We start from the raw sequence: 22,112 nt of genomic DNA, 5'->3' as shown, positions 1-22,112 counted from the left end.
GTCTCTCGACGGACTCCTCGGGCGGGCCGGGCCGGTCAGGGAGTCGTGAGGACGACGAGCTGCTGCGTGGCCCGGGTCATCGCCACATAGTGGTCCACCGCTCCTTCGACACCCTCGCCGAACTTCTCCGGGTCGATCAGGACGACCAGGTCGAACTCGAGCCCCTTGGACAGCTCCGGGGTCAGCGAGCGGACCCGGTCCGTCGCGCGGAACGCCGGATCGCCGATGACACAGGCGACCCCCTCGGCATGGCTCGCGAGCCAGGTGTCGAGGACCGTCTCCAGATCGGCGGCGGAACCGTGGCCGACGGGGATGCCGCCGCTGCGGATGGACGTCGGGACGTTGGCGTCGGGGAGCGCGGCCCGGATGACCGGCTCGGCCTCCGTCATGATCTCCTGCGGCGTCCGGTAGTTGATGCTCAGCGAGGCCATCTCGATCCGGTCGAGGCCGATCCGCTCCAGCCGCTCCTGCCACGACTCCGTGAAGCCGTGCCGGGCCTGGGCGCGGTCCCCGACGATGGTGAAGCTCCGGGACGGACAGCGCAGCAGCAGCATCTGCCACTCCGCGTCGGTGAGTTCCTGCGCCTCGTCGACGACGATGTGCGCGAACGGACCGGCGAGCAGGTCCGGGTCGGCGGCCGTCAGCTCGGACTCGTCGACCAGGCTCACCTGGGCGTCCTGGCCGCGCAGCATCGTCACCAGCCCCTCGCCGTCGTCACCGTCGGCGCCGGACCCGGCCACGGCCTCGATGAGGTTGTCGACGACCCGCTGCATGTTCTCCCGCTGCGCGGCGAGCAGGGCCTCGTTGCGGCGCTTGCGCCGGGCCTCCTCCGGGTCGCCGAGCCGCTGCCGTGCCGCGTCCAGGAGCGGCAGGTCGGACACCGTCCAGGCCTGGGGCTCGGCGCGCTGAAGCTTCCGTACCTCGTCACGGTCCAGCCAGGGAGCGCACATCCGCAGGTAGGCGGGGACCGACCAGAGGTCCGAGACGAGGTCGGCGGCTTCCAGCACCGGCCACGCGCGGTTGAACGCGGTGCGCAGCTCCCTGTTCTGCGACAGCGACCGGCGGAACAGCGCGGGGGTGACCTCCTCGCCGTCGTGCTTGTCCTCCAGGATCGTGACCAGTTCCTCCCAGACCTGGGCACGCGCCTCGTTGTGCGGGGTGCCGGCCTCCGCCGCCGCGAACGCCACGGCCCAGTCGCGGGCGCTGAGATGGATGTCCGACCAGTGGGTCGTGACCGTCATGCCCTCGGTGGGCGGCTCCTCGTAGAACGCGACGGCCTTCTCGATGCCCTTCACCATGTCGGCGGACGACTTCAGCCGGGCCACCTCCGGGTCGCTCTCGACCGCCGCCCCGGCTCCCTCGTCGACGAGGTCCCGCAGCACGCAGGTCTGCACGCCCTCCTCGCCGAGGCTGGGCAGGACGTCGGCGACGTAGTCCAGGTAGGGCCGGTGCGGACCGACGAACAGCACGCCGCCCCGGCGGTGCCCGAGCCGCGGGTCGGAGTAGAGGAGGTGGGCGGTGCGGTGCAGGGCGACGACGGTCTTGCCGGTGCCCGGACCGCCGTCGACGACGAGCGCGCCCCGGGAACCCGCGCGGATGATGGCGTCCTGGTCGGCCTGGATGGTGGCGAGCACATCGCGCATCCGGGACGACCGGTTGCCGCCCAGGCTCGCGATGAACGCGGACTGGTCGTCGAGTGCGGCATGCCCGTCGAGCCCGTCGGCCGTGAACACCTCGTCCCAGTAGTCGCTGATCCGGCCGCCGGTCCAGCGATACCTGCGGCGGCTCGCCAGCCCCATCGGGTCGGCGTGCGTCGCCCCGAAGAACGGCTCGGCCGCGGGGGAGCGCCAGTCGACCAGCAGCCGGCGCCCCGTGCCGTCGGTGAGGCCGAGGCGCCCGATGTACACGGGCTCGGAGCCGTCCGCGCCGACCATGTGGCCGAGGCACAGGTCGAGACCGAAGCGCCGCAGCTGGCGCAGCCGGGAGGTCAGCCGGTGGATCTCCGTGTCCCGGTCCATCGCCTGCCGGCCCAGGCCGCCGGGCGCCCTGCGCTCGGCCTCCAGCTGGGCGGTCAGGTCCGCGATCGTCTGCTCCAGGCACTCCGCGACGGCCGCGAAGTGCCGCTCGTCACCGGCGATCAGCCGCGGGTCGGCCTTGGCGGCGAGCGCGTCGGACAGGGCGAACGCACTGGTGGTCAGGGGGTTCAAAACGATGGGCTCCGATCTGAGGTCGTTCACGACCATGACACGAGGCGAGGAGTATGGAGAAAACGGAGGGCGAGCGGCTCTTATCGGCCGAGGGCGGCCAGCAGCTGCCGTGCGGCCACCGCCGCCCCGTCGGTGCGGATCGTGCCGGCCACGGCGGCGGCCCGGTCCCGGGTCTCCGGCGCGAGGGCCACCGTGAGCGCGGCCGACAGGGAGTCGAAGGTCGGGGTGGGCCCGGCGTGTGCCGCGCCGATGCCCAGCTCGGCGACCCGGTTCGCCCAGTACGGCTGGTCCGCCAGCTGGGGCACGACCACCTGGGGCGCTCCCGCCCGGGCGGCGGTCGTCGTGGTGCCCGCACCGCCATGATGCACGACCGCGGCCACCCGTCCGAACAGCGCCTGCTGGTTGACCTCGCCGACGACGAAGCAGTCGTCCTGGTCGTCGACCAGCCCCAGATCGGCCCAGCCGCGCGCGAACAGCACCCGGCGGCCCTGGGCGCGGACCGCCTCGACGGCCACCCGGGCGACATCCTGCGACTCGCGCATGGGCATGCTGCCGAAGCCCACGTACACCGGTGCCTCCCCGGCCGCCAGGAACTCCGTCAGCCCCTGCGGCAGCGGGCGGTCGTCCGGCAGGATCCACGCCCCGGTCTGTACGACGTCCAGGTCTGCCGGCTGCCGCCACGGGGCCAGCACCGGGTCCGCCGCCAGCCAGGGCCGGTCGGTGAAGACATGGCCGCGGACGTCCTCCACCGTGGCCTGGCCGACCGCCTGCCGGTGCGCGTCGAGCCCGGGGCCGTAGAGCGCGTTGAAGCTCTTGGCGTTGTGGTCCCACAGTTCCCGGTTGTCGGTCATGCCCGGCGGGAACGGCCAGAGCGGCAGCTGGATCGGTGTGTGGTGCGGTGAGGGCAGCATGGTCGGGAAGTAGCTCACGTACGCGAAGTGGATCCCCAGCTTCTCGGCCGCCGACTGCGCGCCCGCCACCGCCGGGACCAGACCGGTCGCCACCACGGCGTCGCACCCTGCGGCGGCCGCGACGACCACCTCGTACTGCGCTGCGGTCAGCGCGGCCGCGCGCTGCGGCAGGCCCTCCGGTGCCAGGGGAGCCGAGCCGGTCACCAGCGTGCGCACCGGCGCGGCGGCCGGCACGAACTCCACGCCCACCTCGGCGAGCAGCTTCGCGAACTCCTCGTCGGACGGGGCGCACACCAGCACCTCCGCGCCGAGCTCCCGCAGTTCGACGGCGAGCGCGGCCATCGGCTGGACGTCCCCGCGCGATCCGTACGTCGACAGCAAAACACGCACTGTGTGGTTCCCCGTTTCCGCAGACTTTTGGCTTAGGCCGGTGATTCTGCGGGACGAGGGGGGCCTTGCCGCAAGCCCCCCGGTGCGCTATAAGTTAAGAGTGGCAAGGAGTGAGTTTCCTCCTTGCCTTTGTTTTTTGCCTCTCCACCAGGCGGCACACGACATAGATCGTGAACGACACCGTCGTGACGTACGGGCTGATCGGAATGCTGCCGCCCAGGGCGAGCAGGATGCCACCCTCGATGGCCAGCACCGCGAAGAGCACGCTGAGCGCGGGCAGCAGCACCGGTGACGCCGTGACGCGGGCGGCGGCCGCGGCCGGGGTGACCACGAGGCTCAACACCAGCAGCGCGCCCACGACTTGCACCGACAGGGCCACCGAGAGCCCGAGCACCAGCATGAACGCGAACGACAGCGTGCGCACCGGTACGCCGCGCGCCTCGGCGACGTCGGGGTCGGCGCTGGCGAAGGACAGCGGCCGCCACATGACGGCCAGCGCGCTCACCACCACCGCCGAAGTGCCCAGCAGCCACGCCATCTGGGGTGTGTCGACGGCGACGATCTGCCCGGTCAGCAGGCCGAACTTGTTGGCCGCCCGGCCTTTGTAGAGGGCGAGGAAGAGCACGCCGAGGCCGAGTCCGAACGGCATGATGATGCCGATCACCGAGTTTCGGTCCCGGGCGCGGGCTCCCAGGATCCCGATCGTGCCGGCCGCGAGCAGCGAACCGAGGATCGAACCCGCCACGATGTCGGTCCCCAGCAGCAGTGCCGCCGAGGCCCCCGCGAAGGACAACTCGCTGATGCCGTGCACCGCGAAGGGCAGGTCGCGCATCATCACGAAGACCCCGGCCAGGCCGCCGACCAGACCGAGGGCGGCTCCGGCGACGAGCGAGTTGCGGACGAGGGCGAGGAGTTCGCCGTAGTCCTGGAAGCTGAAGATCTGGTGCCAGACCCCGTCGGCGAACGTCATGAGCGCACCTCCTCCGCCTCAAGGGCGTGATGGGGAGGGGCCGTTGACTCGTCGGGGGCTCCGACGACCACGACCCGCCCCTGGACCCGGACGACGTCGACCCGGGTGCCGTACAGCCGTGACAGCGACGCGGAGGTCAGGACCTCCTCCGGCGGGCCGACGCGGTGACCGGCCCGGGCCAGGTAGAGCACGCGGTCCGCCATGCCGAGCACCGGGTTGATCTCGTGGGTCACGAAGACCACGGCCGTGCCGTGCGAGCGGCGGCGGGCGTCGACCAGTTCGGTGACGGCGCGCTGGTGGTGCAGGTCGAGGGAGAGCAGCGGTTCGTCGCACAGCAGGAGCCGTGGGTCGGTCGCCAACGCCTGCCCGATGCGCACGCGTTGGCGCTCGCCGCCGGACAGCCTGCCGAGCGGGACGTCGGCGTACGCCGATGCCCCGACCGCTTCGAGGATCTCGTCCACCCGGCGCCGGACGCCGCCCGTGCGCAGCCGTGGTCCGAAGCGGTGTCCGTCGATGCCGAACCGTACGAGGTCGCGGGCGCGCAGCATGGTGTGGGCGGACAACTCCGCCTGCTGGGGCACGTATCCGATCTGCCGGGCGGCCTCGCGGGGCGGGCGGCCCAGGACGGTCAGGGACCCGGCGGAGAGGGGTTGGCGGCCCAGCAGGGCGCGGACGAAGCTGGTCTTGCCGACGCCGTTCGGGCCGAGCACGGCCACGAACTCACCTGGCTGCACGTCGAGTTCGAGGTCGCGCCACACGACACGTTCGCCGTACGACAGGGCGGCGCCGCGCAGGCTGACGACCGCCTCGGCGCCGCTCTGCGCCGGGATGCGGGCCGGGAGCCTCACTGGTCCAGCGCGCTCGCGAGCGCGTCGACGTTGGAGGTCATCCAGCCGAGGTAGTCCTTGCCCTGGGGCAGGGTCTCGGTCACGGGCACGACGGGGACGCGGGCCGCCTTCGCCGCGGCCTCGGCCTTCTCGGTCTGCGGGCCGGAGGTCTGCTGGTTGTAGACCAGCGCCTTGACCTTCTTGCCGGAGAACAGCGCCAGCGCGTCCCGCAGGACCTTGGGGGAGACGTCGCTGCCCTCCTCGATGGCCTCGCTGAACTCGGCGGGCGTCGCGTTCTTCAGACCGCTCGCCTCGATCATGTACAGCGGCACGGGCTCGGTGATGGCGACCGCCTCGCCGCCGTGGGCCTTCTTGATCTGCGCCTCCTTCGCCTCCAGCGGCTGGAGCTTCGTCTTGAAGGTCTCGGCGTTCTTGGTGAAGACGGCGGCGTCGGCGGGGTCGGCCTTGCCGAGGGCGGCGGCGACGCTGTCGGCGATCTTGGCGACGGTCGGGAAGTCGTACCAGACGTGCTCGTTGAGCTCGCCGCCCTTCGGGGCGGTCTTGCCGGAGACCTTGACCGCGTTGATCACGTCGGGGGAGGAGTCGCCGCTCTTCAGCATGCGGTCGACGAAGTCGTCGTAGCCCCCGCCGTTCTCGACGACGACCTTCGCCTTGGACAGGGCGAGCTGGTTCTGGGTGTCGGCCTCGTAGGAGTGCGGGTCCTGGTCCGGGTCGCTGATGATCGAGGTGATGTCGACCTTCGCGCCGCCGATCCGCCCCACGATGTCGCCATAGACATTGGTCGAGGTCACGACCGGTATCACGGACGCGGCGGCCGGGCTCTGCGAGGCGCTCCCGTCACTGCCGGAGTCCGACGAGCAGCCTGCCAGGGCGACCAGCGAGGCGCCGGTGATCAGGGCGGCCAGGCGCCGGGACGGGAACGTGGGCATGGATCCTCCACGGAGGGGTGGAACAAGGGGACGCCCGCCACGCTAGATGAAAATGAAAGTCAGGACGATGGCCGAATCCGTTCCATATGAAAACCATTGCCAATACTTGACGCAGGTCAGATCGGATCGAGGTTGGGTCAGGTCAGGGCCGGGCCGCGTCGGGGGAGCGCGGCGATGCTCCGATCGGTCTCCTCGGCGCGGTCCAGCCGGGGCTTCAGCTCGACGACGTCGTCCCTCGGGTACGCGACGTCCTTGAGGAGAGTCCCGAGGCGCCGCCGGAGCTGCCCGAACCAGGCCCCTGCCGGGCGGAAGAAGGTGCTGAGCAGGAAGAACGCGGCGAACCAGGAGCACGGTCGGCGGTGCGCCCGCCGCATACGCGAAGATCAGTGCCGCGGCCGCCGCCGCTCGGCATGAGTAGGCGTACTCAGAACGGCGCGTGGCGCGGCGACCGCCGTCGCCGCGCCACTGATCTCTGAGCGTTAACTTGAACTACAAGTGACCGTGGGCCAGGTGTAGTTGCCGTTGTGCTGGATGGTGACGCCCCAGTTGTTGCCGCTGCCGTTCGGCTTGGCGGTCAGGACTTGTGAACTGGGGTAGCTGGCCGCGATGTTCCACGTGGAGAGGACCTTCGCGGGGGACGGGACGTTCATCGTCACGGTCCAGTTGCTGGAACCCGACACCGCTACGTTGAGGTTGTAGCGGTCGCTCCACGACTGGCCCGCCGAGAGGGTGGCGGTGCAGCCGGTGCTGCCGGAGCCGGTGTCGGGGGCCACGGCGCGGCCGGTGGCCGGCGAGATCATGCCGGCGCACAGGCCGCGTGCGGCCAGGCCCTGGGCGATCCGGGGGATCGCCGCGAGCGTGTTGGCGGACCAGTCGTGCATCAGGATGACCTGGCCGCTGGTGAGCCGTCCCGCGGCCGCCACGATCGCGTCGGTGCTCGCGCCGTTCCAGTCCTGCGAGTCGATGTCCCAGATGATCTCGGTGAGACCGTACTTGGCCGCGACCGCCTTCACCGTCGCGTTGGTCTCGCCGTACGGCGGCCGGAACAGCTTCGGGGTGCCGCCGCCCGCGCTCGCGATCGCCTGCTGGGTGCGGGAGATCTCCGAGTCGATCTGCGCCTGGCTCAGGGTCGTCAGATGCGGGTGCGTGTAGCTGTGGTTGGCCACCCACATACCGGCGTTGACCTGTGCCCGTACGAGGGACGGGTTGGCGGCGGCGTACTGGCCCTCGTTGAACATGGTGGCCCGCAGACCGTTCTGGGTCAGCGAGTTGAGCAGGGCCGAGGTGTTGCTGGACGGTCCGTCGTCGAAGGTGAGCCCGACGTAGCCGTTGCAAGCGGCTGACTGCGCGGGCGTGGTGCCGAGTGTGAGCGTGCCGGCCACGGCCATGGCGGCGACCACCAGTTTCGCTAGCAGGGGACGGATTCGGATCACGGTCTCCTCCCGTCAGGCCGCTGAGCAGGAGACCGTGGGCCAGGTGTAGTTGCCGTTGTGCTGGATGGTGACGCCCCAGTTGTTGCCGCTGCCGTTGGGTTTGGCGGTCAGGACTTGTGAACTGGGGTAGCTGGCCGCGATATTCCACGTGGAGAGGACCTTCGCGGGGGACGGGACGTTCATCGTCACGGTCCAGTTGCTGGAACCCGACACCGCTACGTTGAGGTTGTAGCGGTCGCTCCACGACTGGCCCGCCGAGAGGGTGGCGGTGCAGCCGCTGCTGCCCCCGCCGCCCGAACTGGTCCCGCCCACCGTGATGTTGGAGTTGCCACTGCTCTGGTAGCCCTCGGTGGCCATGATCATGTAGTAGTTGAAGCTGCCGAGGGGCATTCCGGCGCGGGCCCAGGCGTCGAAATGGTTGCCGGTGGTGATGGTGCCGCCCGTGCGCTTCGACTGGCGGACGCTCCAGTACTGGTTGAAGGTCTTGGTGCCCTCGACGGACGGGGCGTTGTAGCGCGTCGTCTTGTAGATGTCGTACGTGCCGCCGTCACTGGTGACCGTGCCCATGAAGGTGCCGGTGGGCCGGTAGGTGCCCCAGTTGTCGACGATGTAGTACTCGACGAGCGGGTTCGACGTCCATCCGTACAGCGCGAGATAGGCGTTGCCGGACGGGTTGAACGAGCCCGAGTAGGTCACGGTCCGGCGTGAGCCGTTGGCCCAGCCCTTGCCGGCCACGAAGTTGCCGGTGTTGCTCCATCTGGTGCTGTAGTTGCCGGCCGAACCCAGGTTCATGGAGACCGTCCCCTGGGAGTCGGTCCAGAACGAGTAGTAGTAGCCGTTGTTGGTCCCGGTCTGGTTGGTGGTGATCACCGTGTCGGCACTGGCGGTGCCGGGCAGGACCAGCGCGGCCACGGCCGCCAGCAGCAGGGCGCAGGCGCTGCTGATGAGGAGCCTGAAGCGCTGGAACGGTGTGCGTGCGGGTGCGACGTTCATGTGCGTTGTTCCTCCTCGACCTCGATGAGGGCGGTGGGGGCCGGAGGGGGGAGCTCCCGTCAACGCGGAACAGTTTTGGTATGGCCCTGCCAAGTGTCAATGGTTTCGGCAACTCTTTCGAAACATTCGGATACGGCGAAGGGGTGACCAGCTGGAATCTCGCTGGTCACCGGATTTCGAATGTTTCGGAGTACCTCACATCAGGCGCGGTGCTCGCCGAACGCGCCCAGGATCCGCTCGGCGGCCAGCGTGGCCGTCAACGCGCCCTCCCTGACCTGCTGTTCGAGCGTGGGCGCGAGGGCCCGTACCGCCGGATCGGCGTGCAGACGGCCCAGGAGTTCGTCGCGGACCATGCTCCAGGTCCAGTCGACCTGCTGGTCACGGCGCTTGGCGGTGAGCCGGCCGGAGGAGTCCAGCAGGGCGCGGTGCTGTTCCAGGCGCTCCCAGACGGTCTCCAGGCCCGTCGACTCCCGGGCGCTACAGCTCAGCACCGGCGGTGTCCAGGCCGCGTCCTTGCCGTGCATCAGACGCAGCGCGCCCGACAACTCCCTTGCCGCCGCTTGGGCGTCGCGCGCGTGCGGGCCGTCCGCCTTGTTGACGGCGATGACGTCGGCCAGCTCCAGGACGCCCTTCTTGATGCCCTGGAGCTGGTCGCCGGTACGGGCGAGGGAGAGCAGCAGGAAGGAGTCGACCATGTTCGCCACGGCCGTCTCGGACTGGCCGACGCCGACGGTCTCCACCAGGATCACGTCGTAGCCGGCCGCCTCCATCACGACCATCGACTCGCGCGTCGCCTTGGCGACCCCGCCGAGCGTGCCCGCGCTGGGGGAGGGGCGCACGAAGGCCGCCGGATCGACGGCCAGCCGCTCCATGCGGGTCTTGTCCCCGAGAATCGAACCGCCCGTGCGGGTCGAGGACGGGTCGACGGCGAGCACCGCCACCCGGTACCCCAGCGAGGTCAGCATCGTGCCGAACGCGTCGATGAACGTCGACTTGCCGACCCCCGGCACCCCGCTGACGCCGATCCGCCGCGCCCGCCCGCTGTGCGGGAGCAGCGCGGTCAGCAACTCCTGCGCCAGCACCCGGTGCTGGGGACGGGTGGACTCGACGAGCGTGATGGCACGGGCGACGATCGCCCGTTTCCCGTCGAGCACACCCTTCACATAGGCGTCGACATCGATCACAGGTCGTGCCCGAGGTCGTCCGACAACCGCTTCACCAGGTCGTACGCCGCGTCCGGGATCACCGTCCCGGGCGGGAACACGGCCGCGGCACCCATCTCCAGGAGCGTGGGCACGTCCTGCGGCGGGATCACCCCGCCGACCACGATCATGATGTCCTCCCGGCCCTCCGCCGCGAGTTCCTCGCGCAGTGCCGGTACGAGGGTGAGGTGGCCGGCCGCCAGCGACGAGACGCCCACGATGTGCACGTCGGCCTCCACCGCCTGCCGGGCCACCTCACCCGGCGTCTGGAACAGGGGGCCGACGTCGACGTCGAAGCCGAGGTCGGCGAAGGCGGTCGCGATCACCTTCTGGCCGCGGTCGTGGCCGTCCTGGCCCATCTTGGCGACCAGGATGCGCGGCCGACGCCCCTCGGCCTCCTCGAAGGAGTCCACCAGGGTGCGGGTACGGTCCACGGACGGCGACTCCCCTGCCTCGTTGCGGTACACGCCGGAGATCGTACGGATCTGGCTCGCGTGCCGCCCGTACACCTTCTCCAGGGCGTCGGAGATCTCCCCGACCGTCGCCTTCGCGCGCGCCGCGTTCACCGCCAGCTCCAGCAGGTTGCCCTCGCCGCCGGCCGCCCGGGTGAGCGCGTCCAGCGCGTCCTGGCAGGCCCGCTCGTCGCGCTCCGCGCGCAGCCGCCGCAGCTTCTCGATCTGCTGGGCGCGCACCGAGGAGTTGTCGACCTTGAGCACGTCGATCTGCTCGTCACTGTCCACGCGGTACTTGTTGACGCCGATCACCGGCTGACGTCCGGAGTCGATACGGGCCTGCGTACGGGCCGCGGCCTCCTCGATACGGAGCTTGGGGATGCCCGCGTCGATGGCCTTGGCCATGCCGCCCGCCTGCTCGACCTCCTGGATGTGCTGCCAGGCACGGCGCGCCAGGTCGTACGTCAGCTTCTCGACGTACGCGCTGCCGCCCCACGGGTCGATGACCCGGGTCGTGCCGGACTCCTGCTGGATGAGGAGCTGGGTGTTGCGGGCGATGCGCGCCGAGAAGTCGGTGGGCAGCGCGAGCGCCTCGTCGAGCGCGTTGGTGTGCAGCGACTGAGTGTGGCCCTGCGTGGCCGCCATCGCCTCGACGCAGGTGCGCGTGACGTTGTTGAAGACGTCCTGGGCGGTCAGCGACCAGCCCGAGGTCTGCGAATGGGTCCGCAGGGACAGCGACTTGGCGTTCTGCGGGTCGAACTGCCTGACCAGCTTCGCCCACAGCAGACGCGCCGCGCGCAGCTTGGCGATCTCCATGAAGAAGTTCATGCCGATCGCCCAGAAGAAGGACAGCCGGGGCGCGAACGCGTCGACGTCCAGGCCCGCTTCACGGCCCGCCCGGATGTACTCCACGCCGTCGGCGAGGGTGTACGCCAGCTCCAAGTCGGCCGTGGCGCCCGCCTCTTGGATGTGGTAGCCGGAGATCGAGATGGAGTTGTAGCGGGGCATCCGCTGCGAGGTGTACGCGAAGATGTCGGAGATGATCCGCATCGACGGCTTCGGCGGATAGATGTAGGTGTTGCGGACCATGAACTCCTTGAGGATGTCGTTCTGGATGGTCCCGGCCAGCTTCTCGGGCGGTACGCCCTGTTCCTCCGCCGCCACGATGTACAGCGCGAGCACCGGCAGCACGGCGCCGTTCATCGTCATCGACACGGTCATCTTGTCCAGCGGGATGCCGTCGAAGAGCTGACGCATGTCATAGATCGAGTCGATCGCCACGCCCGCCATGCCGACGTCGCCCGTCACACGCGGGTGGTCGCTGTCGTAACCCCGGTGCGTGGGCAGGTCGAAGGCGACCGACAGGCCCTTCTGGCCGGCCGCGAGGTTGCGGCGGTAGAAGGCGTTGGACTCCTCGGCGGTGGAGAAGCCCGCGTACTGGCGGATCGTCCAGGGCTGGTTGACGTACATCGTCGGGTACGGGCCGCGCAGATACGGGGCCGCGCCCGGGTACGTCTCCAGGAAGTCCAGGCCCTCCAGGTCCTGCCCGGTGTACAGCGGCTTGACCGCGATGCCCTCCGGGGTCTCCCAGAGCAGATCGTCGCCGCCCGCCGCCTTCTTGAGGGCCGACTGCCACTCGTCGGCGCCGCCGCTGCCGGCCGCGGGGGTCCCCAGGTCGATCCCGGAGAAGTCGGGGATGGAGGGGGTGGTCATGAGGACACTCCCATGCGGTCGAGGGTGGCGGAGAGAACGGCCACGGCGTCGCAGCCCGCGAAGACGAACGCGTCGACACCGGCGTACTCACCGGGGCGCCCGGCGAGGAACACCTGCGAGGCACCGGCGGCCTTCAGCTCGGCGGCCACGGTCGCCGCCCGCTCCTCGTAGAGGGCGTCGCTGGAGCACAGGCAGGCCTCGGTGGCCCCGCTGTCCTCGAAGGTGCCCTCGGTGACCGGTTCGATGCCGCCCGCCTGGAAGAGGTTCGCGGCGAAGGTGAGCCGGGCGGTGTGCGCGGCGGCCGGGCCGAGCGCGGCCAGGTAGACGCGGGGCCGGCTGCCGGTGGCGGCCAGGTGGGCGTCGGAGCGGGCGCGCAGTTCCTCGAAGGCCTCGTCGCGACGCACCTGCGGCAGCCCGCCCGTCGGTGCGGCGGGCGCGGGCTCGCGGACCACCGGCTTCTCGGCCAGATACGGGAACTCGCTGACGCCGGTGATGGGTTCACGGCGCTTGGCGAGCTTCTTGGAGCGCTCCGCCCAGGTCGTCGCCAGGTCGGTGCGCAGCCGACCCGAGCGCAGTACGGCCGCCTGCCCGCCGTCCCGCTCGATCGTCCGGAAGGACTCCCAGCCCGCGTGGGCGAGTTCGTCGGTCAGCCGCTCCACGTACCAGGAGCCGCCCGCCGGGTCGATGACCCGGGCCAGATGCGACTCCTCGATGAGGATCGTCGAGGTGTTGCGGGCGATCCGGCGCGCGAACGCGTCCGGCAGCCCCAGCGCGTCGTCGAAGGGCAGCACGGTCACGGAGTCCGCCCCGCCCGCACCCGCGGCCAGCGTCGCGATCGTCGCGCGCAGCATGTTCACCCACGGATCGCGACGCGTCATCATCACCGGCGAGGTCACGGCGTGCTGTAGCTGAGCACCCGCCTGCGGGGCGCCGCAGACCTCGGCCACCCGCGCCCACAGCCGGCGCGCGGCCCGCAGCTTGGCGATGGTCAGGAACTGGTCGGCGGTCGCCGCGTACCGGAACTCCAGCTGTGCGCAGGCCTGCTCGACGCTCAGCCCGGCCTCGGTCAGCGCCCGCAGATAGGCGACACCGGTCGCCAGCGAGGCACCGAGCTCCTGCCCGGCCGAGCCACCGGCCTCGTGATAGGGCAGCGCGTCCACGGTGAGCGCCCGCAGCCCGGGGTAGTTCTGGGTCAGCCCGAGAACCGGTGTGACGTCGTACGCCTGTCCGGTCCGCGCCTCGTACCCGAGCGGGTCGGCGCCCAGGTTGCCGCGTACCGCGTCCTCGGCGACGCCGCGCTCCCCGTACAGCCGCAGCAGCTCCCGTGCGGCGGCCTCGGTGTCGGGGCCCGCGTCGAGGACGACCGGTGCCAGGTCGAGGTAGACGCCGTCGAGGACAGCGGAGAGGGAGGACACCGGGATGCCGGCCTCGCCGACGGTCAGCCACAGCGAGGTGACGCCGTTCTCCAGGTCGGCGAGGACCGCGGGGCCGTCGGGCGTGGTGTGGCGCTGCCGTACGTCCCAGCCGCCGATCGTGTTCCCCTCGGCGCGACCCGCGCGGACGAAGGGGGCGAAACCGGGAAAACCCGATGTGGGCGCGGCATCGTGCGCGGTGTACAGAGGCCGGGTGCGCAACCCGTCCTCGAGCGCGGTGGACAGGGCTTCCTCGGCCTCGGGGCCCTCGACGTCCTTGCCCGACTTGCGCAGCACACCCGCCACCAGGCGCTGCCACTGCTCGTGGGACACGTCAGAGAACTCACCGGCCAGCTCAAGCCCGTCGTCAGGCAGGACCGTCATGCTCGGGATGCTAGGGCAGCCACCTTGAGCGGGAGCAGAAGGAGGGCTGTGACCTTGCCCTCCCCGGCGCTGTGACCCAGACCTCGTCGAGCCGCGGGGCGTCCGCTCCGACGGGATCCCGGGCGTCCGCTCCGCAGGGTTCCGGGGCGGATCGTCACCCGGGCCGGCGCGGGGTGTCAATCATCTGCCGGCTGCCGCCTGCCTTCCGTCCCATGCTTCCGGTCTCACACCTCCCGGTGGTCGATCCCCAGCAGGCTCGCCGCCGCCCGGAAGTCCGCGGAGTGATGGCCCACCGCGAGGGACCAGTGATGTCCCACCCCCGTGGCGCTCCACGCGTCGACCCACTCACCGGGATCGCGGCCGAAGTCGACCCGGCTGGTGGTGTTGCCGATCTCCAGGAGCGGGCCGGGGACGACGGTGCCCTCGGAGGTGACGAAGGACAGGCCGCCGTCGGCGTCCTGCCCGAGGCCGAGGAGGGTGACCGGGCCGTGCTGGACGTCGAACTCCACGCTCACCCCCCACCCGCGCTTGCCGTGGTAGACGCCCAGCCCGCGCAGCAGCGGATCACGGGCGCTGACGGCGAGATGGGCGGGCCCGTCGTGGCCCATCTCCACCACCCCGTCCTCGAAGTTGAGGGCCTGGATCTCGGTGAAGGAGCCTCCGGCGCCGATGCTCTGGGACGCCAACTGGGCGACGGACGTGCGCAGTTCGTACTCGCCCGCCGCGGGTGTGCCCCGGGCGGTGAGCAGCGAGGCGCCGAGGATCATGCCGGCGCCGAGCCGTTCGTGCAGTTCGCCGTCGAGGCCGCGGTGGTAGTAGGCGAGGCTGTCGAGACCGAAGTCGGCCACGAGCCGGTCCAGGGCGACGGAGACGGTCGCACCCCACTCGAAGTCCTCGTCCACGACGCTGTCGTCGAGGGTGAACACCTTGCGGGCGAGCGCCATCCGCTCACGCGTCTCCGCCTCGGTCACCTTCTCCACCCGGTGCCGCAGATCGTCGAACTCCAGCACCTCGACATGGGAGCCGAACGTCGCCGGGAGCAGCGTCAGATCGGTCGACACGTCGAGCATCCCTGGATACAGATGCCCCATCAGCCCGTGCCGCGCGTGCCGGAGCGCGGCGCGGACATGGGCGGCGCGGATCCACTGCTCGACGCGCCGCCACGCCGACTCCTGCCGCAGCCAGCCCGACACGGACCGGAAGGGGATCCCGGCCCGCCGGAAGACATTGCCGACCTCCGGCACCGAGCACTGGGAGCAGTACGCCAGCCAGTCACCGGTGTCGAAGTCGGCGTGGTCCATCCGCTCGGACGGCTGGAGGTCGACCACCAGCACCGGGGTGTGCGAACGGCGGGCGATCGGCAGCACCATCGACGAGGTCAGATACGTCGTCAGGAACAGCACGATCAAGTCGCAGTCCGCCCGCCGCAGTTGCTCGGCGGCGGCCGCCCCCTCCTGCGCGTCGGAGATGAACCCGACGTCCGTCACCTCCGCGTCCATCGCCTGGAAACGCTCGGCGACATACGCGGCCGACTCCTTCAACTTCGGCAGGAGTCCCGGGAATTGGGGCCAGTAGGCGCCGAGCCCGCCGGAGACCAGGCCGACGCGGGTGCGGCGGCGGGTCACCGGGGGCAGCAGATCGCGCAGGGCGGCGGCGCGGTCCGCGGTCACGGTCGGGGGGTCGGTGTCGGTACCGGTCGTTGCCATGATCGGTGGTTCCTTCCGAGGTCCGAGGTCCGAGGTCCGGGATCCGGTTCGGGTTCAGGCCCGGGCCACGCCCAGATCCGCCGGGGCGGCCGCGGGATCCGGTGCCCGCCGGACGAGGACCCGGATGACGTACACACCCGCCACCGCCGACAACGCCATGCACAGGGTGATCGACCACAGCAGGAGCGAGGCGCTGTGCTCCATCAGGGCGGGGGTGACGAAGGCGACGCCCGCGAAGACCCCGCGCGCCAGGGCGTAGGTGAGGCCCTGGGTGGTGCCACGGGTGTCCGGGGGCAGCGTGAGCTGCGACCACACCTTGTAGTTGGCCTCGCCCGCGAAGGGATAGGAGATCTGGTAGAGCACGAAGAAGATCAGCATCCCGGTCAGGGCGCCGGCGGTGAGGGAGGCGATGCAGAAGGCGGCGATCTGGATCACCGTGAACACATAGAACAGCCGGTCCCGCAGGGGAGTGTCGGCGATCCGCACGAACACGAAGGTCAGCACCAGCGCGACCGGGAGGAAGGCCAGGTTGATCCCGGTGGCCAGGCTCTGCGAGGCGCCGCTGACGGTGACCAGCAGATAAGTGCCGAACTGGCCGAAGGTGTTGGCGCCGATACCCCAGGTGACGTAGTAGGCGAAGGTCGCGGCCATCGGCAGCAGCGCGGCACGGTTCAGCAGGGTCTTGAGGTCGATCCCGCGCGGCGCCTCCAACGCGGCCGCCTCTTCGGCGAGTTCGGCGTCCGACGGGCCCTCGGCCAGCTTCAGTCGGGAGCGGAGCTGCCAGGTGAGGAACGAGGCGACGCACAGGTGGCCGGTGATGATCCTGGCGCCGGTCATGCCCGTGTCCGACAGGAGGTAGCTCATGAAGATGACGACGACGATGCCCGCCGTCCACATGACCTGGGTGAAGGAGACCACCCGCGCCCGGCCGTGGGCGGGCGCGGCGTCCGAGACCACGGCCAGGGACGTCGGCAGGTCGGCACCGGCCGCGAGCCCCGCCACCAGTACGCCGATGAACAGCACGATGTCGTTCGGCGCGAGCGTGATGACGATCGCGCCGATCGTGTAGCAGAAGATGTCCCAGTTGTAGACGCGACGGCGCCCGAACATGTCGGCGAGCCGCCCGCCGACGAGCGAGCCGACGGCGATGCAGCCGGTGACGATCGCGCTGATCGCACCCGCCATCCACACGCCCATGTCGTAACTGTCGCGGTAGATCGCCAGGTTGACGGCGATGCTCACGATGAGAGCGGCGTCGAGGTAGGAGGCCATGCCCGACAGGGCCGCGACCTTCCACACGTGCTTCGGAATGGGCTGTTCGGTGACGTCCGGGGAAGACGCGAATCGGGCCATGATGAGACTCCGTCGTCTGGGGAATGGCCGAGCGGAGGGGGACGTAGCGGCTCGGAGGGCCGGGTTGCGGTGAATATAGGAGCCAAAAAACGTTCCAACAAGCCCTCCCGCACGGATCCGTGGGTCGCGCCCGTCGAGTCACGCGTCTGGTGCGGCTGTTCCAGGTCACCTACGGTGGACATCGATGTAGAACGTTTTCCCGGGAAGGAGCGCATTCGTGATCTCCCCCGCCCTGCACCGGCTGTTCGAGGATCCGCCCCGGGACTTCGGCCCCACCCCGCTGTGGTGGTGGTCGGGCGCGAAGGTCACCCGGGACCGCCTCGCCTGGCAGCTGCGCAGGTTCTCCGAAGGCGGCGTCCACAACCTCGTCGTCATCAACCTGGCACCGGCGGGCCCGAGTTTCGGCGCCCCGGCCGACGACCCGGCATGGTTCGGCGAGGAGTGGTGGGCCCGCTTCACCGACGCCTGCGAGATCGCCGGGGAGCTGGGCACACGCCTGTGGTTCTACGACCAGATCGGCTTCTCGGGCGCCAACATCCAGGGGAGCATCACCCGCCGGCACCCGGAGGCGAGGGGCCGCGCCCTGCGCACCCGCCCGGCCGTCGTCTCCGGCGGCAGGGTGCCGCTGAGCGGCGCGGAGACCCTGGTGGGGGCGTACGACCCGGAGGGCGCCCGCGTGGACCTCGGCACCGCCCCCGACGGGACCGAGGTACGGCTCGTCCTCGCCGTACCCACCGCCTTCGACTACCTGGACCCGCGAGCCGTCGGTCTCCTCCTGGACCGCGTCCACCACGAGTTCGACCGCCGCGTACCCGAGTACCTGGGCAACGTCGTCGCGGGCAGCTTCCAGGACGAACTGCCCGCCACCAACTCCTGGAGCGACCGCCTCCCCGAGGCATTCCGCGCCCGGCGCGGCTACGACCTCCTCGACCACCTGCCCGCGCTCTTCGGCGACGGCGGCCCCCGCGCACGCGAGATCCGCGCCGACTACTACGCCGTCCGCGCCGAACTCGCCGAAGAGGCCCTGTTCAAGCCGCTCGCCGCCTGGCACGAGGAACGCGGCATGCTCCTGGGCTGCGACCAGAGCCACCCCGCGCGCTCCGGATACCCGGCCCAGTCGACGCAGATCTACACCGACTACTTCCGCACCCACCGCCGGCTCAGCGCCGCCGGCAGCGACCACCACGGCGACTCCAAGGTCCACTCCTCCATGGCCCACCTCCACGGCCACGAGCGCGTCTGGATCGAGGCGTTCCACTCCTCCGGCTGGGGCGGCACCCTGGAGGACACCTACGACTGGCTCCTGCCGTTCCTGCGCAGCGGCGCCAACCTCTACAACCCGCACGCCAGTTACTTCGGCACCGCGGGCGGCTGGTTCGAATGGGCGCCGCCGTCCACCGACTGGCGCCAGCCGTACTGGCCGCAGTACCCGGCCTTCTCCCGGGCCGTCGCCCGGATCTGCTCGATCATGTCCTGGGGCACCTACAGCGCCGACGTCGCGGTCCTGCACCCCACCGCCACCATGCAGGCCCACATCCCGCTGGACGCCCCCGTCAAGCACTTCGGGGACGCCCGACTCGGCGCCCACCACGCCGACGTCGACGAGACCCAGCACCACTACCTCGACCTGTGCGGCACCAACAACTGGCTCCACCCCCGCATCGGCACCCTCGACCGCCACCGCGTCTCCTTCGACGTCATCGACGACACCTCGGTGCAGGGCGCCAAGGCGGCCGACGGCGCCCTGCGGATCAGGGACCTCGCCTACACCACGGTGCTGCTCCCCTCGGCGAGCGTCCTGGAGGAGGAGACGGCACGCCGGCTGACCGAACTCCTCGACACCGGCGGCCGGGTGGTGGTCGTGGGCCGCCCGCCCGAGAGCGCCGCCGGTACGGCCGGCGACGACTCCGTGGTCGCCTCCCTCGCCGCCCACCCACGGCTGGAACGGACGCCGGACGCCGAGACCGCAGCCGCGGCGGTGCCCGCCGGGTACGCGACGGGCGCGGTCCCGCTGCTCGTCCGCCGCAAGGACGACATGGCGGTCGCCCTGGTGACGGGCGCCTTCCCCGACGCCCGCGCCCAACCACCGCGCGGCCACCACGAGATCGACCCCACGCGCTATGCCCGCACCTCCTCCGTGACCGTGCGGGGCGTGGTCGCCGAAGCAGAGATCTGGAACCCGGCGACCGGGGCCCGAAAGCCGGGGTCGGTCACCGTCGCCGATGGCGTCTCGACCATCGAGGTGCCGCTCGAAGGCGCCCCCGCCGCCCTCGTCGTATGGCGCGAAGGCACCCCGCGCCCACGGACGACCACACCGCCACCGACGCCCCTTGAGGAGCCGATCGACGTCTCGACCGGCTGGGAGGGCCGCCTGGTCCCCACCATGGACAACACCTGGGGCGACCTCGCGCTGCCCGCCGGATCCTCCGTGGCCGAGCCGCAGATCTGGACCATGCGCTGGAGCGAGACCACGGAAGACACCTGGGACGAGGCACGCGCGACCTACGGCAACCGGGTACGCGTCCTGCCCCCCGTCCCCGCCGCCGAGGCACCGGTACCCCTGGACGCCGCCGCCGTCGAACAGATCCTGGCCGGTACGAGGTCCCTGGCACCCCCGGACTGGGACATCTCGCTGTACTCGACGAGCCGTGGAATCCCGGACCCGGCAGGCCTGTTGGGCAACAAGGGCCTGGTACCGGAGGAGTTCGTACGAGTCCCGGTCCCCCTGAGCGGAACCGTCGCCCGGATCCGCGCGATCGTCGAGACGGGTCACCTCGGACCCGCCGCACTGCACGTCGGCGCGGCGGCGGCCAAACGGGTCTGGTGGAACGGCGAGGAACTCACCCTCGGAGGCGGCTACTTGGCCTCAGCCCCGGTGGAAGTGGTGCGGCCCCGCAACGTACTTGAATACGAACTGGCGGAGGCCGAGGACCGACCGCGGCTGATCTCCGGCGCGGCGGGCACCCCGCTGGGCAGTTACTTCTGCCTCTCCCGTCCGGCGGAGTTCGCGCCGCGTCCGCAGTTCATGTCGCTCCCCGAGGGCGTACGGCCGAACGGTGCCGTCACCTACCGGGGCCGACTGCGGATCACGCGCGACCACGCGGACGCCGTGCTCGTGGTGGGGGCCGCGGCGGGGGTCACCGTGCTGCTCGACGGGGCTGTCGTGGCGCGGCAGGAGAAGGTGGAGTACTACGAGTCCGACTGGGGCGCGGTCCCGATGTTCTTCCGCCATGAACTGGCGCTGACGGGCGGCGAGCACGTCCTCGACGTCGTGGCCGACGGCGGTGCCGTGTTCGTCGACCTCGTGGCGGCGGGGCCGGAGCCGGCCGCGCTGGTCAGCGGTGCCGGTTGGGAGGCGGAGACCGGCGCGTGGTACGGACGGACCGTCGAACACGAGGGCCGCTGGGGGGAGTTGCAGCACTGCCATGCCGCCGTGCGTCCGCATCCGCTGCCGGAGGCCGAGTGGCTCGCCGGACCTCCGGTGCTCGGTACGGCCGTACTGCCGTCCCGGTCGACCGATGACCTCCGCGAGGCCGCACAGCGGTTCCGCTTCACGGTCCCGGCGGGTGCGGTGTCGGTCGAGCTGCCCTTGGAGCTGCCCGCGCGTGTGCGGGTGGGGGAAGGGCCGGAACAACCGGTCGACGGTGGGGTTCTGACGCTGGATCAACCATTGCCGGAGGCCGCGGAGTTCGATGTGGTCACCGCGCCGACGGCCGTGCTGCGCGGCGGTTCCGCCTGGCGGGGGCCCGTGCGGGTGCGTACCGTTCCGGCGCCGCTTCCGCTGGGGGACTGGCGATCGGTGGGGCTGGGCGGCTGGAGCGGTGGGGTGACCTACGCGCGTGAGGTGGAGGTGCCGGGCGGGACGGACCCCGTACTGGATCTGGGGCGGGTGCGCGGCAGTGTCGCGGTGTCCGTCGACGGGGAGCCCGTCGGGGAGGCGTTCTGCGCGCCGTACCGCTTCGGACTGGGCCGCTTCGCCGGTCGTACCGTGAGGGTCGAGGTGACCGTCCACAACACGCTGGCCCCGTATCTCGCCGAAGCCACCCCGACCGCCTGGGCGTTTCCGTATCAGCTGGGCTCGGGGCTGCTGGGCCCGGTGACGATCGGCCGAGGCGGGTCATGGAACGGCTACGGCAGGCCGTAGGACGGCTGCGGCAGGTCAGACAACCGAAGCCAGCCCCGTCGAGTCCCGCAGGACGAGGCCCGGTGCGAACACCCTTGCCTCGTGGGCGTGTTCCGCGCGGGCCTCGACCTCGTCGAGGAGCATCTCCACGGCCGCCCTGCCCAGATCCTCGACCGGCTGCCGGACCGTCGTCAGGGTCGTGCCCACGAAGCTCGCGATGTCGAGGTCGCCGTACCCGACCACCTGCACGTCCTCGGGGACCTTCACACCTCGCTCGGTCAGCCCCCGGCACAGGCCCGCGGCGAGGAAGTCGTTGGTGCAGAACGCCCCGTCGGGCAGTTCGTCGAGCTCGCGGGCGATCTCCATGCCGTACGCCACCGTCATCTCCTCGGCGACGACCTGGGCCAGCCGCGCGCCCCGCCGGCTGCGTACGGCCTGCCGGGCGCCCTGGTAGCGGTCGGCGCACTGGCGTATCCCGCGCTCGCCGTTGACGACGAGGATGTCGCGGGCCCCGCACTCCAGGAGATGCTGCACGGCGATGCGGCCGCCGGCGACGTCGTCGACGGAGACGGAGCAGCCGTCCTCGGCCGACATCGCGCGGTCGGCGAGGACCAGCGGGATGCCGCGTTCGCGCAGCCGGGTCAGCCGGGTGGGGTCGGCGCTCAGCGGCACCACCACGGCACCGACGGACCGCTGTTCGACGAGCATCGTGAAGTAGCCCTGCTCCCGCTCCGGGTCGTCACCGCTGTCGCACAGCACGAGGGAATAGCCGTGTTCGTAGGCCGCGTCCGCGGCGCCCCGGGCGATGCGCGAGTAGAAGGTGTTGGCCACGTCCGGCAGTACCAGGCCGATCGAGGAGGAGTGCCCGGTGCGCAGGCCCGCGGCTCCCGGATGCGGCACGTAGTCGAGGGCCGCGACCGCGTCACGGACCCGTTGCGCGGTACGGGCGTTGACGCGCTCGGGACGGTTGAGGACGTTCGACACCGTGGACACGGAGACGCCCGCTGCGGCGGCGACGTCCTGGATGCGGGCGGGGCGAACCGGAATGGCGTCCACCCCCCTCACTGTGACCGCCGTGCGACCAGG

At 71.1% G+C, this 22,112-nt stretch carries 15 protein-coding genes; 1 reads left to right on the top strand and 14 read right to left on the bottom strand.

Annotated elements, in window-relative coordinates; all coding sequences use genetic code 11:
• Window positions 1–35: 35 nt before the first annotated feature.
• The 13 genes from helR to ABZ928_RS28320 form a co-directional block, all read right to left on the bottom strand.
• Window positions 36–2,207: an RNA polymerase recycling motor ATPase HelR gene (gene helR / locus ABZ928_RS28380; RefSeq protein WP_361525826.1), complete on the bottom strand. Its 2,172-nt coding sequence runs from the start codon at window positions 2,205–2,207 to the stop codon at window positions 36–38.
• Window positions 2,208–2,287: 80 nt separating this feature from the next.
• Complete coding sequence (locus ABZ928_RS28375) at window positions 2,288–3,508, bottom strand: glycosyltransferase (protein WP_361524759.1); 1,221 nt, start codon at window positions 3,506–3,508, stop codon at window positions 2,288–2,290.
• A 94-nt stretch (window positions 3,509–3,602) separates the two neighbouring features.
• Entirely contained in the window at window positions 3,603–4,478 is an 876-nt protein-coding gene (locus ABZ928_RS28370) for a metal ABC transporter permease (RefSeq protein ID WP_361524757.1), read from the bottom strand.
• Window positions 4,475–5,326: an ATP-binding cassette domain-containing protein gene (locus tag ABZ928_RS28365; protein ID WP_361524754.1), complete on the bottom strand. Its 852-nt coding sequence runs from the start codon at window positions 5,324–5,326 to the stop codon at window positions 4,475–4,477. Before ABZ928_RS28365 ends, ABZ928_RS28370 begins: the two co-directional genes overlap by 4 nt.
• The gene (locus tag ABZ928_RS28360) at window positions 5,323–6,255 is read right to left on the bottom strand and encodes a zinc ABC transporter substrate-binding protein (RefSeq protein ID WP_361524751.1); all 933 of its coding nucleotides are present in this window, start codon (window positions 6,253–6,255) and stop codon (window positions 5,323–5,325) included. The genes ABZ928_RS28365 and ABZ928_RS28360 overlap by 4 nt, the downstream gene beginning before the upstream one ends.
• Before the next feature lie 137 nt (window positions 6,256–6,392).
• Window positions 6,393–6,629 carry a hypothetical protein gene (locus ABZ928_RS28355; RefSeq protein ID WP_361524748.1) on the bottom strand — a complete coding sequence of 79 codons (237 nt, stop codon included), beginning with the start codon at window positions 6,627–6,629 and terminating at the stop codon, window positions 6,393–6,395.
• Window positions 6,630–6,734: 105 nt separating this feature from the next.
• Complete coding sequence (locus tag ABZ928_RS28350) at window positions 6,735–7,643, bottom strand: polysaccharide deacetylase family protein (RefSeq protein WP_361525824.1); 909 nt, start codon at window positions 7,641–7,643, stop codon at window positions 6,735–6,737.
• Between the two features lie 57 nt (window positions 7,644–7,700).
• On the bottom strand, window positions 7,701–8,681 hold the full coding sequence (locus ABZ928_RS28345) for a glycoside hydrolase family 11 protein (RefSeq protein WP_361524745.1): 981 nt from the start codon (window positions 8,679–8,681) through the stop codon (window positions 7,701–7,703).
• 200 nt (window positions 8,682–8,881) lie between these two features.
• Complete coding sequence (gene meaB, locus ABZ928_RS28340) at window positions 8,882–9,865, bottom strand: methylmalonyl Co-A mutase-associated GTPase MeaB (protein ID WP_361524742.1); 984 nt, start codon at window positions 9,863–9,865, stop codon at window positions 8,882–8,884.
• Window positions 9,862–12,048, bottom strand: coding sequence for a methylmalonyl-CoA mutase (scpA, locus tag ABZ928_RS28335; RefSeq protein ID WP_361524740.1), 2,187 nt, complete (start codon window positions 12,046–12,048; stop codon window positions 9,862–9,864). The genes meaB and scpA overlap by 4 nt, the downstream gene beginning before the upstream one ends.
• The gene (locus ABZ928_RS28330; protein WP_361524737.1) at window positions 12,045–13,844 is read right to left on the bottom strand and encodes a methylmalonyl-CoA mutase family protein; all 1,800 of its coding nucleotides are present in this window, start codon (window positions 13,842–13,844) and stop codon (window positions 12,045–12,047) included. Before ABZ928_RS28330 ends, scpA begins: the two co-directional genes overlap by 4 nt.
• Before the next feature lie 224 nt (window positions 13,845–14,068).
• Window positions 14,069–15,550, bottom strand: a complete 1,482-nt coding sequence (locus tag ABZ928_RS28325) for an L-fucose/L-arabinose isomerase family protein (protein WP_361524734.1) — start codon at window positions 15,548–15,550, stop codon at window positions 14,069–14,071.
• Between the two features lie 54 nt (window positions 15,551–15,604).
• Window positions 15,605–16,903: an MFS transporter gene (locus ABZ928_RS28320; protein WP_361524731.1), complete on the bottom strand. Its 1,299-nt coding sequence runs from the start codon at window positions 16,901–16,903 to the stop codon at window positions 15,605–15,607.
• Window positions 16,904–17,120: 217 nt separating this feature from the next.
• Between ABZ928_RS28320 and ABZ928_RS28315 the strand changes: the two genes are divergently transcribed.
• Window positions 17,121–21,047, top strand: a complete 3,927-nt coding sequence (locus tag ABZ928_RS28315; RefSeq protein WP_361524728.1) for a glycosyl hydrolase — start codon at window positions 17,121–17,123, stop codon at window positions 21,045–21,047.
• 15 nt (window positions 21,048–21,062) lie between these two features.
• Here the strand turns inward: ABZ928_RS28315 and ABZ928_RS28310 are convergent, their stop codons facing one another.
• Window positions 21,063–22,082, bottom strand: coding sequence for a LacI family DNA-binding transcriptional regulator (locus tag ABZ928_RS28310; protein ID WP_361524725.1), 1,020 nt, complete (start codon window positions 22,080–22,082; stop codon window positions 21,063–21,065).
• Window positions 22,083–22,112 lie beyond the last annotated feature (30 nt).

It is taken from the genome of Streptomyces sp. NPDC046909 (genome assembly GCF_040644695.1).
Classification (GTDB): domain Bacteria; phylum Actinomycetota; class Actinomycetes; order Streptomycetales; family Streptomycetaceae; genus Streptomyces.
This window is presented reverse-complemented; position numbering and strand designations above follow the sequence as displayed.